Genomic DNA, 15833 nt, shown 5'->3' with positions numbered 1-15833 from the left:
TTTTATTATGACAGAATTATTTATAACACCACACTTCGGCATGAAATTTATATACAAAAATAGTGAATATGAAATTGTATCAATCTACCTTGATAGAATTGGAATATCATCAGTTATCGGTGGTAAAAGAAAAGATTGGCCTAGAGATTTTTTTGATGAAATTATTAAAGAAAATTTGATAACTGTTACTTTTAGTAAAAGTAAAATTCTTAAAAACTCCAAAGTATATGAAGCACTAAACAAAAAGTACAAATATGTAAAGCTAGCTTTAGAAAATAATCAAGCACCTCACAGTCAAGCTAATCTAAAGAATGTTATAGCTATAATTTCCCAAAAAATTAATGATCTATCTCCCCCCACAACTCGAACACTTTCTAATTGGATTCGTGCATATACATCAAGTAATTTCGACATAAGAAGTTTAACTGATCAGAGAAAAGGGAATCTTTCTTCTCGAAAGCCGCTAATTATAAATCAAGCTTTAAATATTGCTTTAACAAACACTCTTCATAGTCCATTTATGGATAGTGCTGACGATATAAATCGAGAAATGATTCAATACTTGAATGACAATCAAATGACATATTCGAAAGAAGAACTATATAGCTTAAGACAAATTCAGCGTTTAAAAAAAAATCATCTTGATCAATTTAGCAAAGACAAAGCTAAAAATTCAACTCGTTTTGCACAAAATAATTGCAAGGCTTCTGGTCAAAAAATAAATAGTGAAGGCTTTCTAAATTTAGTAGAAATTGATTCTCATCAACTTGATTTAATCATACTCGATGATGAGACTCTTGAAATAAGATGCAGACCTTGGATCACAGTTGCTATAGATATCTTTACAAGAATTATTTTAGGATTTTACATATCTGAATGCCCACCAAATTCATTCACTACACTTCAAGCAATGAAAAACATGGTAACTACATTCGGTGTACCAGATATAGTCATTCCAGACAACGGATCAGAATTTATAAATAATTCAGTTCTAGCACTAGCTAGAGAACTTCAAATAACGCTCAAACCATCACAAGTAAAGACGCCTGATAATAAACCTTACATAGAGCGTTTTTTTAGAACATTAGCTCATAACTTCATACAGAAAATTGATGGAACAACCTTCTCAAATAGGTTTCGTGTTGAAGAATATGAATCTAAAAAATTTGCTTCTTTGACCCTACCTCAAGCTAAAGAATGCATTTTAAATTGGATTGATATATATCATAAAAGTGTACACTCTGGAATTAAACGAGTGCCTATTGCTAAATACAATGAAGCTATAAAATCATATCGTCCAATTATAATTGATGAAGAATATGCAGATTTTATTTGCCGAATCCCTTATTTTAGAATGATATCTAATGGTCAAATTCAATATGAAAATTTATTTTACTATTCTCATGCACTTAGAACACTTGAAAATAAAAAATCGAGAAAAATAACGATTTACGTAAATGAATCGGATCTAAGTAAAATCTATGTGAAAACAGCTAAAAATAATGAAATAATTGAAGCAATTTCGACCGATCCACAATATACATCTAACCTTACACTAGATGATCATATTGTGGCACAAAATATAAAAAAACGTATAAAAGAACAAGATCTAAAAAATTATCCATTTTCTGAAAATGTTTTAGCACGTATTACCTTAAATAAACTAATTATGAGCTATAAAAAACAGAATAAACTTAATCGAAAAAAATTCATTGATTCACATGATCCATTAAAATTTTTAGAACCTCCACAAGCCAGTCCATCAAAAAAAATAATATTGAATAATCAATCAATTACTGAAAAGATAGAATTTGGAAATTTCGATGAGTTCTCATATGAGTCACTAGATGGAGATTCTTATGAATACTAAAATTTTATCGACTATAGCAAAGCTAGATTATTGTATTATTACTCATAAAGAGTATAAAAATGCGATTGATGGAATTTTTAGATGTTGGGAGGAAACTCTATTTTCACCTAATAAATCAATTAATTGCCTTCTAGTCGCTGAGGGTGGGCTCGGTAAAACTACTATATGTAATAAAATACTAGAAAAGTTTACTGATGAAATCATTTCCCATGAGGGTTATTCAATAGTCATTAAACCTGCTTTTTATATTCAAATACCAGCCAAGACGAATATCGATAATTTAACAAAACTAATGCTGCAGAAGCTCGGTGATATTAATCCTTCAGGTGGGACAGCATTTGATAGATATATAAGACTAGCTCAAAAATTAAAAATCAGTAAAACAAAGTTAATAATTTTTGATGAATTCCATCATGTATATTCAACAGAATCATCACACAAAAAACATACTACAACCAATGAAAATATTGCGAATTGGATCAAAACTTTAGGTGATGCAAATAAGATTTGTATCTGCCTTGTTTCATTACCAGAATATGTAGATTTATTTTTACGTGATAGTCAACAAAGTCGACGCTATAAAGATCAATTTTATTTAAACCCATTAACAATTAGTAATGATCCAGAAAAAACACATATCAAACCATTTGTTTATCAAGTTCAAGAGTTTATTAGAAATGAAATGCAAATTTCTACGGAGGATCTAGCGCAGGACAAGTTTGTATTAATGTTATTTATTGCGACAGCTGGCTATCACGATTTTTTAATGTCATTGATAAAGCGCGCACTGTTTTTTCAATTAAGTACTAGTTCTATAGTATTGAATACTGAGCATTTTTCTAAAGCGTGGGAAACTGATATTACTAGCTCAGTACGTCTATCAACAACTAACCCTTTTATTATGTCTGAAAAAGAGCTTTTCAGTTTTTACAAATCAATTCACTAATTAGATAGAATATGACACTTTTATATATACCTAAATCACTTCCAAGTGAATCAGCTGCGAGCCTGTTACTTCGAGCATCTTTTGAAAATGGCTATACATCTCTTACATCATTTTTAAATGCTTATGGTTTTCCAGTACATACTAAAAGCTTAAATAGCATGTTAAGTGATCAAGAAAAATTTGAAAAAATAGTTATAAAATTAGGTATTTGCAAATCTAATATCAGTATCATTCCAAGCATATATGGTCCAACGAAAAGATCACAACGTGTATGGAAAGCTCAGCCAATTTCTTATCAATTCTTTTGTGCAGATGGCTCAAAACTATGCACTGAGTGTATCAATGACAATGGTATATTAAAAACAGAATGGTTATTAAAACACTTAACTTGTTGTATAATTCATCAAACAAAATTGATAACTGAATGTAACTATTGTCATCATACTATTAGTGCAAACCGTAAAAAAATTAATGAATGCTATAAATGCAATAAAGTCTTTAACAATCAACTTCATGAAAATATTTTAGACAATGAAATACAAGCAAATCAATGGTTTTTAGAACAATTATCATCAACTAATTTAGAGTTAATGAAATCAATTAAAATTTTTCTTTCATCTATTCAATCTACCTATATTACTTTTAAACACTTTGCTATGGATGAACCTCCAATATTATTAACCTATTTATTTTTTACAAATCAAACTAAAGCAGAAGAAATTTTTAATAAAATCATCTATAAAAATCGGCTAATTGGTCATCCTAAATTACTCTTAGTTCACTTCCTAACTTCTATGCAAAAAAATATACAAAAATTTGCGTTAGAATTAACTGAAAAATATAGTTTTAATTATTCTAAATTCAAAGAAATTGATGAAGATTTTATTTTAACAAAAAGGACAACCGCAATTTTAATAGGTGCTAATAGAGCAAAATTAGATGAAAATTATTTTTCATTTTTAAAAAATGATAATGGCTTCTCTGCTAAAAAGGTAAATAGTTTTTTATTAGGAAATTTAACTGCTCCTCTTGAATCTCAAAAACAAGATTCTGTTTATTTGACATTAAAAGAAGCCTCCGAAATTCTTGGAATTTACTATGAATTGGCTGGTAAGCTTTTCTCAACAGATAGACTTATACAAAAACAGATAATTTACAAAAACAATCGTCCATATACTGTCCTAAGCAAAGATGATCTAATAAAATTTAATCAGGAATATATCACTGTCAATCGCCTAGCAAAAGATTTGGATGTTCTTACTCAGTATCTTACAGCTAAACTGAATTCAATCGGGATTAAACCTATACATGGACCATTTATAGATGATGTTAAAATTGATGTTTTTAGACGAAATGACGTACAGCATCTGACTCAAGATTTAATTAAATCAATTAAAAATTATGAGAGAGGCTTTGGCAGTAAAGCTTATATGAATCAAAAAGATACCAATGAACTAGAAGTTACTTCTTTAAAACTAAAAATATCCATAAAGGAAGTTAAAAAACTGGTTCATTGCAAAATATTAAAATCACATAAAAGATCTCTTCTTCAATCTTTTTATATATCAGAAGCATCAATAAATTATGTTAATAATATTCTTAATAGTGGTGACTATATCAATTTGAGCGAAGTATCTTGCCTACTTAATTGTCCGCCAAATTGGTTGAAAAAATATTGGATTGATACAAATTTTTTAAACATAATTGATCTTAAAATTGGTAAATATGTTCAAAGAGATACTTTAAATGAGATAAAGAAATTGAAAGAAAACTATTTTACGGGCGTTGAAGCAAGTAAATTCCTAGGTATGTCTCATCAACACATAACAAACTTACACTCGCAAGGCCTGATAGAGGCTTATTACTTTGGAAATGAAAAAAAAGTTCGTCTTTTTCTAAAAATTGATGTTTATGCAATAAAACCTAAACATGGTTTTTAATAAGAAAATCAATAAATGAAAAGTTATATGACGTTTTCTATTATTTATGAAAACTTATATGTCGTTTAATGAAATTCTAAAAGTCGCATTTGAACGTAAGCTATTGAATATATCTCTGAAAAAAGAAATTTCATTTGTCGTCTTACGATATTATTAATAAAACCGCCAAAAATGGCGGTTTTATCATTCAGTATAAATAAAAAATATGGTCAATATCAATTGATTTTTTCCACAACAAACTCAATAAAAATAAATAAAAAAATTAGTGCCATTTATATCTCAACCTAAATTTTTAATTTTTGCATTTCAAAGCACAATTAAGTTGATTTTATTGACTAATTTTCATGCTAATATTCAGATTAAATATCCACCTACATTCAAATGTAAAATAATTAAATTTAACATTCAAACATTTATAACAGTGAAAATAATGAGGAAAATATGCAAGGTACTATTCTAGATTATGCAATTCAAACCAATACAGGTGTAATTAGTGGCGATGACCAACAACGCTACAATTTCAGCGGTTCAGAATGGCAAGGACAACGTGCACCAACACGTGGAGATCGTGTTGATTTCAATATTGATGCGCAAGGCAATGCAACACAGATTTATGTAGCGATCAATCATAATAGCCCAATCAATCAAATATCAGATCAACTCAATAAACTATCTGACCAAAATAAACATGAAGAACAATACAATCCAATTGATTGGTTTGTTAAAAGTTTAAAAAATTACGCAAATTTTTCGGGACGTGCTCGTCGCAAAGAATATTGGTTTTTCATTCTTGTACAATTTGGTGTAATACTTATCGCAAGCGTGATTGATTCTATTATTTTCAAAAAACCCTCAGTACTTTACATGCTAACAGCATTAGCCCTATTTATCCCATCCTTAGCGGTTTCAGTTCGCCGCCTACACGATATTGGGAAGTCAGGATGGTGGTACTTAATTTGCCTTATTCCACTTATAGGAGCTATTCTACTTATTGTATGGTTCGCAACAGAAACAAAACCTGAAACAAATCAATGGGGAAAACCTGCGAAATAAAACTATTTCAACAGCGTAAAACCTGCATGGATTACGCTGTTTTTTCAATACTCATAGTATAATACTATAAATTTATACAGATTCATGAAAGGTGGTATTTCAGACTATTCCACACTAAATAATACCGAGATTATTTTTGGGCATTAATTTTAATCGTACCAAACTAAAAATAACAACTCCAAGGCTTGTCGTAGCCACATAGCATTGATCAATCAGGTTGATAGCACCTGTTATTTTTACCATTATCGGCGGGTACTGCCTCATTATTTGGTTAGCACGTAGCACCACTTCTAAAAAAGAATAAATATGGAGTACTTGCACATCAAAAAATAAAACTTAAAATAAGTGATTCTTATTATTTTTAATCAAAACAAAAAAGAATGTACAAATTCATGTACATTCTTTTATTTAATCAATACGTTATAAAAATACTAATATTCAACCATGCTTATGCAGGAATACGTAATACCTGACCTGGAAAAATATCATCTGCATTTTTCAACAATGGACGATTTGCTTCAAAAATCTTATTGTATTGGTTTGCATCACCATAAAACTCTTTCGAAATTTTAGAAAGATTATCACCTGATTTTACTGTATAAAACTTACTTTCAGGCTCTGGTGCCACCACTGTCATCTGATCATCGACCTGTGCCACATGATCAATATTACCCACCGCAAGAATAATTTTTTCTTTATCTGCTTGAGTCTGTACTTGACCCGCAATGGTCGCCAAGTCTGATGCGCCATTATAGCTAACAGATAATCCTGTTACAGGTAAGCCCAATGCTTTAATGTGCCCTAAAAGCTTGTTTGCGATTTCTTGCGCTGATGGCTCTAAAGGAGTTGCTGGTGCAGCTTGAGTTTCTGCAGGTGCTGTATTTTTTTTACCAATGCCTTTAATAAAATCAAAAAGACCCATTGTTATTCTCCGTTGTGTATTTAGCTGTGTTTATTGAAGTGTTATAAAAATTATGACTCTATTTTTATATCTAAAAAATATACTGAAAGTTGTTCTCATTGGTAAAACAAACGTAACAATATGTAAACAAGTATGTATTAAATTTATGATTTTAAAATAAAAAGCCACCTTACGGTGGCTTTCAATTCAGCACAGGCTGAAATCTAACAATTAACCAAGTTTTTTAGAAACATAGTCAATTGCAGATTGAACAGTTGTGATTTCGTTAGAATCTTCATCTGGAATTGTAATGTCAAAGTCATTTTCGAAAGACATAACAAGCTCAACTAGATCTAAAGAATCAGCACCTAAGTCATCCATGAAAGATGCTTCGTTTTTGATTTCTTCAGCTTTAAGACCAAGTTGTTCAGCAACCGCTTGTTTAATGCGTAGTTCGATATCGCTCACAGGAATTCTCCTCATTGCTTGTGGCGTTTATAATTGCCACTAGTTTAATTGAATTTTAAAAATTTTCAAAGTTTACACATCGCATTAAGCCATGTATAAACCACCATTTACATGTAACACTGTACCTGTGATGTAACTTGCCTTGTCAGAAGCTAAGAAACTCACCGCATTGGCAATGTCTTGTGTCTCACCAAAACGACTTAATGCAACCTGATCACTCATTTTTTTACGAATCTCTTCGCTAAGTTGTTCAGTCATTTCTGTTGCAATAAAGCCTGGTGCAATACTATTTACAGTAATCTGACGACTACCCATTTCTTTTGCAAGGCTGCGGCTAAATGCCTCAATCCCTGCTTTGGCAGCAGAATAGTTTGCTTGTCCTGGGTTAGCAAAATGTGCAACCACAGAACTAATGTTGATGATGCGACCGAAACGCGCTTTAGTCATACCCTTCAATACACGTTTAGACAAACGGAACACCGCTTTCAAATGAATATTGAGAATGTCATCCCAATCATCTTCAGACATACGAAGCAATAAATTGTCTTTGGTAATGCCGGCATTATTCACCAAAACCATTACTGAACCATATTTTTGTTCTATGTCTGATACTAAGGCATCAATTGCAGCACCATCACGCACATCAAGTACAGCACCCACACCCTGATCAGCAAATGATACAGAAAGTTTTTCTGCACCTGATTCAGAAGTTGCCGTACCAACAACAAAATAACCGTCTAAAATAAGCTGCTGAGCAATGGCTGCGCCAATCCCTCGGCTTGCACCTGTAACAAGTGCAACTTTACGTTCTTGCGTCATGCAATTTTTCCTTCTGCCACTAGAATGGCATTCAATGCATCTTCCATACGGCTTTGCGTATCCAAAGGAAGAGCTTTTTCAATATTCGGCAATCGTTTTGCAAGATTGCTCAATACATTACCAGGGCCGCACTCTGCAACATACTGAATTCCTTGATCCTGTAAATATTGCATTGTCTTCGTCCACTGCACAGATTGATAAAGTTGCGCAGTTAAATTTTGACGTAATTGCGCGACATCAGTCGCAATCACAGCGTTGACATTTTGTAATACAGGAATAGATGGCATCTCAATGGCAGTTTGTTCCAACGCTTCTGCAAACTTTTCTGCTGCTGGCTTCATCAGTGAGCAATGCGATGGAACAGAGACAGGCAGTGCAATAGCTTTACCACCACTCTCTTTCGCTGCCACCATGACTGCTTCTACTTTGGCTTTATCACCAGCAACAACAACTTGACCTTGTGCATTGTAATTTGCAGCATCGATAGAACCTTGTCCATCAACACTTGCTTGCGCGCAGAGTTCAAGCACTTTGGCATCATCCAGACCCAAAATTGCTGCCATCGCACCTTGACCTTGTGGTACAGCCGATTGCATCAACTTGCCACGTAAATGAACCAACTTCACAGCATCTGTCAGTGTCATTGCATTTGCCGCAACCAATGCACTGTATTCACCAAGTGAATGACCTGCAAGGTATTTTGGTGCAACACCACCTAAATCTAACCATACACGCCATAATGCAATACTTGCTGTTAAAAGCACAGGTTGTGTATTTTCAGTCTGATCGAGACCTTCTCCACTTTGCGCAATGTGCCATAAGTCATAACCCAATGCTTCAGAAGCTTCCGCAAAAGTTTCACCTACCACAGCAAACTGTTCAGCAAGCTCTGCAAGCATCCCGATTTTTTGTGAGCCCTGTCCTGGGAACAAAAATGCAGTTTTAGTCGCTTGAGCCGCTTGCTCGAGTCGTTTAGCAGACATATAAAAAGTCCCTTATTTAATCTTTGCTCGTTTCCGATGCGGCAATTCTACAGTAAATAAAAATTATTTTAATTGCGAAATACAACAAAAAAAGCAGATTTTACAAACAAAAAAAGGGAGCTTTCGCTCCCAATTTTTCACTAAGCTTACGCTTAATGCTGTTTCAATTATTCAGCAGCAGTTGCTTTAGCGAACAATTGACGACCACGGTAGAAACCGTCTTTAGTTACGTGGTGACGACGATGAGTCTCACCCGTAGTTTGGTCTACAGTTAATGCATTCTCGGTTAAAGCGTCATGTGAACGGCGCATGTCACGGCGAGAGCGACTTTTACGGTTTTGCTGAACGGCCATGATGGCTCCTTACAAATCGAAAAAATGGATCAGAACAAAGTCGGTTGTCTTAACTCGGCAGTATAACATAAAAATCAGTTAAGTTTACCTTTTAGACCTGCAAGAATATCAAACGGGTTATCCTGTTTTTCTTCTACAGTGTCCTGAACAACTGGTTGATGCTTATGCTCACAAACGTCATGCTTAGGAGACAAAGGCATCAACAATAATAATTCATCTTCTATAAGTGCGAGTAAATCTACAGTCGGTGAGGTATTGGTTAAATAATCCCCCTTCGTTGTAGCTTCACTTTCACCTAAGACGATGAAATCAGCATCCTCATCCAAGCGCTCTATCAGTGACTCATCATCAACAAGTGCAAGATGGAAGTCTGAAGATAACGAAATTTCAACTGAATCCAAACAACGTTGGCATTCCACTGGAACTTGCGTTTCTACATGACCATCTAGCCAAATGATACGATGATACGCATCCATTGATAGCTTACAGTCTATGGTAATCAATTGATTATCAATTGATCCAACAGCTTCACGGGTAATTCGAACAAAACGAGACAAAGGCAGTGTTCCTGCCCATGCGTAGCCTTGTTCGGCCCATTTAAACGGCTCAATCTGTGCCGGAAAGGTATTTGCTGACATAATTTAGGCGGCAATTCTACAAATTCATCGGTACTCTGTCAAAGATTAAGATACAATTTTGTACTTATTTAGACAGATCATTTGGGTAATACAAGTCATGCAACAGTTGCAGCCGCAACCTGAAGTCACTCCTTCATTACAGTTCAATACAAATTCAACTCCAATATCTGCTGAGAACCTAGCCCTTGCACAACGTTTTCAATGGGTAGATTTACAGACTGAAGCTCAACAAGTTGATTGGCTTATCTTACACTTTAATGATTGGTTTTCCCACTTAAATGTTGTGCTGATTCGTGGAATTGATGAACCCGAATATTTTCCTTCGGTAGAACAACAACCTGCTCGTATTCAATTTGCTCATGGTTTTTTTAACAGTGCATTGCATGAAATTAGCCATTGGACGATTGCAGGCGAACAACGCCGACTTTTGCCTGACTTAGGCTATTGGTATGCACCCGATGGTCGAACAGCTGAACAACAGGCATTATTTGAATCGGTAGAAATTAAGCCACAAGCCATTGAATGGTTATTTTCTAAAGCCTTTGGTCGTAAATTTCGTGTATCACTTGATAATTTAACAGGTGATGGTGGTGATGGCGCTGTATTCAAAGACAATGTTTTCGCTCAAGTTCAAGATTATTTTAGCGGTAAAACGAAACTTCCACGTGATGCTCAACGTTTTATTGACTGTATTTGTACTAGCCTTCGCGGTGGCAAAACATTACAAAAGCACGATTTCTTACGTAGCGAACTCAATTAATCAAACTTCTATAGATTATAGATGATTCTATGCATTTCTAACTAAGTGAATATAACCCATGCTCAAAAACCAAGAAATAATCACTGTATTGCTAGAAAAAATAAAATTTGGCTTTCAACAAGGTGACCGAGAACTTTTAAAAAGTATATCTACATCACCTGCTCTTCTTGCATCGCTAATGAATACGCAAACTAAGCAAGAACGACAACGTATCATTTCCAATGTGCTGCGCTTTTCAATATTCATAAAACTACTGTTTGTTATGGTTTGGGTTGCTTTTATATTCATTATTTTAGGTTCAAAAATGACCTTTCAATTTCATTCTTTACAAGATTCATTGTTTCGTTATGGATTTCTGATTGTATCTATTTATCTCTTATCGAAAAATATTCGCCATATCATCTACAATCGAAAACTGAGAAAGATAATCCAATTATGTTGAAATAATATGATTTAAAGTCAAATCGTCAAGATAAAATATCTCTCTTGAAATCATCAACTTTCTTTCGACAATTGGTCTATAATTACAATAATAATGATGTTTAATTGTACTAATTTTCACTACTATATAAATAGATAATTTGAATCAGGAGAAAAGATATGCTGCATTTAAGAGTACATCCTGACAACCCACAACCTCGTCTAATTAGCCAAGCTGTTGAACGCATACGTGCTGGTGATGTGATTGTTTATCCAACTGATGCCGCCTATGCCATTGGTTGTCAAATTGGTAATAAAAATGCCATGGAACGTATTGCACAAATTCGTGGACTTGGGGCAAAACACCAATACGCCATTATTTGTGCAGATTTATCTGATATTGCAACATATGCCAAAGTCGACAATGCCATGTACCGACTACTTAAAGCCAACACGCCTGCCGTGACGACTTACATATTGCCTGCAACAAGTGAAGTGCCTCGGCGTTTAATGCATCCGAAGAAAAAAACCATTGGACTACGCGTACCAAGTAATACTGTTTGCCAAATGCTACTTAAAGAACTTGGTGAACCTTTACTGACCAGTACGCTGATCTTACCTGGGGATGATGCACCACTCGATGATCCTTATGACATTGAGCAACAACTTGAAAAACGCATTGATGTGTTTATTGATAGCGGACTCGGAACTTTAACCACCACAAGTATTGTCGATTTATCAGGGCTAAATCCCGAAATCATTCGTCGCGGTGTCGGTGATGTAAGCGCATTTGAGTAATTCAATATCTCAAATGATTTGAGACAATCATTCAAAAAATAGCCATTGGTCATTTAAAATGACAATGGCTGATTTATATCAGTGCTTAATCAAACACATTAATGATGTGTAAATAAGAACATATTTAACTTACTGTTGCCATTAAACGCTCTTTAATTTCTTTTTCTAAACGCCCTGTAATTGGATATTGTTTCATAAACTCTTCAAGACGAGTTTTTTGTTGACGATTTACTGTAAAATTATCCTGTTTTAACCAATCTTGAAATGCAAATGAAATACGCTTCCACTCTTCATCCAACATTGAAAAACAAGCCGTATTTCGGTTTTTGCCTTTCACAATACGATCTTGACGGAGTGTTCCTTCATAAAGGAAACCTAAACGTACAGCAGCATTGATAGATGCTTCATTCAAATCATCACAACGCCATTCAATTTTACGAAAGCCTTTGCTAAAACATTCTTCCAATAATAAGTAGATCACTTCTGTTGCAGCAGTCGTTTGTCTAAGTTGATCGGAAAAATAAAGATTACCAATTTCAGCAACCTGATCTTTTTCACGAATATTAATCAATCCCACCCATCCAATCGCCTGATGCCCAACCTGTACTAAATAGTGCAGTGCATGCTTTAATGCAAAATTAGATTTCAACGCACCTTCAAGCTGAACTTGAAAAACAAATTCATCATAAGGTAAATAAGTCCAAACACCTTTATTACTTTCACGTTCAATCGTTCGCCACATACTACGAAATAATATTGAATCAGATTCTAATGTTTGCAATGGAATCAGTTTACCCCAACGACCATTAAGTTGTTCTGGCTGAAAATGTTGTGCTTGCTCAAGTTGAACATCTACACCAACCTGTTGACTTAAATCATTTTCTTGTATTTTTTGATAATTAAGCATCTTAATTCTTTAATTTTGTGACAAAATTTACAATAATGCATATTTTTGTAATTTTATCCACCTTTATTAACAAATAATTTTGAATACCAACTGAATAAAGAAAAAACCTTAACTTTTTTCGGGTTTTTTATCATTTTTATACATTTGGTAATTTATTCATCAGCATTTTTGCTCTAGAATAGGCAAACTTTCTCGAAATGCTTTTCGACATTCACTTTATCTTCTCTTTTATTCTGTAGTGATCTTCGAATCGCTTTTTTCATGCCTTTGAAAATTCGCGTGGCTAAAAACGGTAATGACTTTAGTAAATCATGATGTAATCGATCATCAAATGTTGCACATCCGTGTATTGGATGAATGGCAAGACTCGATCCCTGATGATCTGTATATTCCTCCCGCTGCATTCGAAATTCTGCTTGAACATTTCGAAGGACCACTCGATTTTTTAATTTATTTAATTCAAAAAAATGGCTTTGATTTATTACAACTTGATATTGCGCCTATTGCTGCACAATATTTGTCGTATATCAATGAAATGAAGTCACTAAATATTGAACTAACTGCAGATTATTTGGTCATGGCAGCTCTATTGGCAGATTTAAAATCACGTTTGTTATTGCCTAAACCGAAAGCAGTCACTTTAGAAAAAGATCCGAAAAAAGAACTGATTGACCGTTTAGAAACCTATTTACGCATTAAACAAGCAGCTGAACGCTTGGGTAAAATGCATATTTTAGAACGAGATACATTCAATAGTAATGTGTCATTAGGCGATATTCCTGTTGTTCAAGAAGGTTATGATGTTGCTTTGTTAAAAGATGCGCTGTATTGCATTTTTAACCGTCCTGAACCTGTAACGCATAATATTGAACAAGAACCTGTATTACTTGAAGAACGTATTGCCTATATTGAATATATGACTCAATCTGGCAATATCTTAGGTTTCAACGATTTACTTCGACCAAGTCAAGGTCGGATGGGTTTAGTCGTGACATTTATGGCGATTTTAGAACTGACTCGTCAAAATAAAATTCATATTCTTTCTTCAGGTCTCGATGCGCCATTGACGATACAAGGGGCAACACCATGAATATAGAACAAGATCAAAATTTTCAAGCCGATGAACATCGCCATGAAATTTTAATGCAACTTGAAGCTATTATTTTTGCAAGTGATGCGCCTGTTTCTGTTGCCCGTTTAAAAGAAGCGTTTCAAGATCAGTTCAATAAAACTGAATTACGTCATTACTTGCAGCAACTTGCCGTTCTGCAACATGGACGTGCAATTGAATTAATTGAAACTGCACAAGGTTACCGTTTTCAAGTCCGTGCAAAGTATCGCAATACGATTGCTCAAGTCTGGCCTGAACGCCCAACAAAATTATCTCCGTCACTGCTGGAAACCGTTGCAGTGATCGCTTACCATCAGCCCGTGACACGTGCTGATATTGAGCAAATACGGGGAGTTACGAATAATAGTCAGCTACTTCGGACATTATTTGATTGGAATTGGATTAAAGAATCTGGTTTTAGAGAACTCCCTGGAAGACCTGCGTTGTTGGTGACAACGCCCCAATTTTTAAATGCATTTGGCCTTGTTTCATTGGGTCAGTTGCCTCCCCTACAGGATGCCAAGGAAGCTTTTATGGCGTTGGATGCGAATGCTCCAAAATCATAAATAGGTGCACTGTTGAATATTATTTCTAAGGTTATGCTGTCATGAGTGAAAAATTACAAAAGGTGCTTGCGCGCGTTGGACTGGGGTCCCGCCGCTATATGGAAGAAGTCATTGCCGCAGGTCGTGTGAGCGTCAATGGTGAAGTTGCCTCTGTTGGTGAACGAATCGAACCCAATGATGAGCTTCGCATCGATGGTCGTAAAGTTCAGTTCCAAATTGAAGATGAAATTCGTCGTCGTGTGTTGATTTATTACAAACCAGAAGGTGAAATCTGCTCACGTAGCGATCCAGAGTCACGTCCAACAGTTTTTGAAAACTTACCAACCATTGCCAATGATCGTTGGGTCATGGTCGGTCGTTTGGACATCAACTCTACAGGTTTGTTAATGTTTACCAATGATGGTGAACTTGCTAACCGTTTGATGCACCCATCAAACGAAATTGAACGTGAATATGCTGTGCGTGTCATGGGTGAAGTAACGCCGCAACTGAAAAACAACATGATTAATGGTGTTGTTTTGGATGATGGTCCTGCAAAGTTTGAATCTTTCTCTGAAATTGGTGGTGAAGGGATCAACCGTTGGTATCAAGTTGTTGTAAAAGAAGGTCGTAACCGTGAGGTTCGTCGTATTTTTGAATCTCAAGGGCTGAAAGTTAGCCGTTTACTTCGTACTCGTTACGGTACAGTTATTTTACCACGTGAATTGCGCACAGGTCGTTGGATGGAATTGGACAAGAATGATATCGACAACTTAACAAAAGCTGTTGAGTTGAAACCACGTCAGGGTACAGGCTTATATGGTATGGCAAAACGCCGTACTGAACGTATGCAAGACAAACCTTTAGCTGCACGTCGTGGTGGCTATTTACGTCAACAACGCCGCGATACAGAAGGTGAAAACCAACCTGAACAGCAACAACGTGAATATCGTAACATGGGTGATAATAACCGTTTCGATAACCGTAATAATGACAATCGCTTTAACAACCGTTCACCACGTCCAGATCAGCGTACAGAACAACGTGGCGATCAACGCACTGAACAGCGTGGCGATAAGCGTCCTTATGGCGATCGTCCTCAGCGTAATAACTCAGCGGAAAATCGTGGTAATAGCTTCAATGCAGGCAATAACGATAATCGTGGCAATCGCTTTAATGCAGGTAACTCGGAAAACCGCGGTAACAGCTTCAATGCACGTAGCACTGAAAGTCGTGGCAACCGTTTTCCAAGTGAACGTCAAATTCGTACACCACGTCCTTCGTTCGATCAACAAGAACGTAGCGAACCACAACAAGTTGA

At 35.1% G+C, this 15833-nt stretch carries 15 protein-coding genes and 1 pseudogene; 9 read left to right on the top strand and 7 right to left on the bottom strand.

Annotated elements, in window-relative coordinates; genetic code table 11:
• The first annotated feature begins 7 nt into the window (after positions 1–7).
• The 4 genes from FW754_RS12615 (at position 8) to FW754_RS12600 (ending at position 5809) form a co-directional block, all read left to right on the top strand.
• Positions 8–1870: a Mu transposase C-terminal domain-containing protein gene (locus FW754_RS12615; protein WP_446324831.1), complete on the top strand. Its 1863-nt coding sequence runs from the start codon at positions 8–10 to the stop codon at positions 1868–1870.
• Positions 1860–2816 carry a TniB family NTP-binding protein gene (locus FW754_RS12610; RefSeq protein WP_446324830.1) on the top strand — a complete coding sequence of 319 codons (957 nt, stop codon included), beginning with the start codon at positions 1860–1862 and terminating at the stop codon, positions 2814–2816. Before FW754_RS12615 ends, FW754_RS12610 begins: the two co-directional genes overlap by 11 nt.
• Positions 2817–2827: 11 nt before the next feature.
• A complete protein-coding gene (locus FW754_RS12605) occupies positions 2828–4756 on the top strand; it encodes a TniQ family protein (RefSeq protein ID WP_446324829.1) in 1929 nt (642 codons plus the stop codon).
• A gap of 441 nt (positions 4757–5197) precedes the next feature.
• On the top strand, positions 5198–5809 hold the full coding sequence (locus tag FW754_RS12600) for a DUF805 domain-containing protein (RefSeq protein ID WP_446324828.1): 612 nt from the start codon (positions 5198–5200) through the stop codon (positions 5807–5809).
• A 448-nt stretch (positions 5810–6257) separates the two neighbouring features.
• Here FW754_RS12600 and lysM read toward each other — a convergent pair whose 3' ends face one another.
• The 6 genes from lysM to FW754_RS12570 form a co-directional block, all read right to left on the bottom strand.
• A complete protein-coding gene (gene lysM, locus FW754_RS12595) occupies positions 6258–6731 on the bottom strand; it encodes a peptidoglycan-binding protein LysM (protein WP_409511149.1) in 474 nt (157 codons plus the stop codon).
• 210 nt (positions 6732–6941) lie between these two features.
• Positions 6942–7178: an acyl carrier protein gene (acpP, locus tag FW754_RS12590; RefSeq protein ID WP_004651013.1), complete on the bottom strand. Its 237-nt coding sequence runs from the start codon at positions 7176–7178 to the stop codon at positions 6942–6944.
• A gap of 84 nt (positions 7179–7262) precedes the next feature.
• A complete protein-coding gene (gene fabG / locus FW754_RS12585) occupies positions 7263–7997 on the bottom strand; it encodes a 3-oxoacyl-ACP reductase FabG (protein ID WP_419347621.1) in 735 nt (244 codons plus the stop codon).
• A complete protein-coding gene (gene fabD, locus FW754_RS12580) occupies positions 7994–8980 on the bottom strand; it encodes an ACP S-malonyltransferase (RefSeq protein ID WP_446324827.1) in 987 nt (328 codons plus the stop codon). The genes fabG and fabD overlap by 4 nt, the downstream gene beginning before the upstream one ends.
• A gap of 167 nt (positions 8981–9147) precedes the next feature.
• Complete coding sequence (gene rpmF / locus FW754_RS12575) at positions 9148–9333, bottom strand: 50S ribosomal protein L32 (protein WP_409511146.1); 186 nt, start codon at positions 9331–9333, stop codon at positions 9148–9150.
• Positions 9334–9407: 74 nt separating this feature from the next.
• Positions 9408–9971 carry a YceD family protein gene (locus tag FW754_RS12570; protein WP_409511145.1) on the bottom strand — a complete coding sequence of 188 codons (564 nt, stop codon included), beginning with the start codon at positions 9969–9971 and terminating at the stop codon, positions 9408–9410.
• A gap of 97 nt (positions 9972–10068) precedes the next feature.
• Between FW754_RS12570 and FW754_RS12565 the strand changes: the two genes are divergently transcribed.
• A complete protein-coding gene (locus FW754_RS12565) occupies positions 10069–10731 on the top strand; it encodes an elongation factor P hydroxylase (protein ID WP_409511144.1) in 663 nt (220 codons plus the stop codon).
• Between the two features lie 600 nt (positions 10732–11331).
• On the top strand, positions 11332–11949 hold the full coding sequence (locus tag FW754_RS12560) for an L-threonylcarbamoyladenylate synthase (protein WP_409511143.1): 618 nt from the start codon (positions 11332–11334) through the stop codon (positions 11947–11949).
• 124 nt (positions 11950–12073) lie between these two features.
• Here the strand turns inward: FW754_RS12560 and FW754_RS12555 are convergent, their stop codons facing one another.
• Entirely contained in the window at positions 12074–12856 is a 783-nt protein-coding gene (locus FW754_RS12555; RefSeq protein WP_446324826.1) for a GNAT family N-acetyltransferase, read from the bottom strand.
• A gap of 295 nt (positions 12857–13151) precedes the next feature.
• Between FW754_RS12555 and FW754_RS12550 the strand changes: the two genes are divergently transcribed.
• From FW754_RS12550 to rluB, 3 genes and pseudogenes are all read left to right on the top strand, one after another.
• The gene (locus tag FW754_RS12550; protein ID WP_409511141.1) at positions 13152–13946 is read left to right on the top strand and encodes a segregation and condensation protein A; all 795 of its coding nucleotides are present in this window, start codon (positions 13152–13154) and stop codon (positions 13944–13946) included.
• A complete protein-coding gene (scpB, locus tag FW754_RS12545; protein ID WP_409511140.1) occupies positions 13943–14533 on the top strand; it encodes an SMC-Scp complex subunit ScpB in 591 nt (196 codons plus the stop codon). Before FW754_RS12550 ends, scpB begins: the two co-directional genes overlap by 4 nt.
• Positions 14534–14574: 41 nt before the next feature.
• Positions 14575–15432, top strand: a pseudogene (rluB, locus tag FW754_RS12540) (23S rRNA pseudouridine(2605) synthase RluB); the annotation flags it as partial.
• Positions 15433–15833: the final 401 nt, after the last annotated feature.

The sequence above is a fragment of the Acinetobacter sp. 1207_04 genome, from assembly GCF_052850415.1.
The sequence above is the reverse complement of the archived record's forward strand: the minus strand, read 5'-3'. Positions and strand labels throughout refer to the sequence as shown.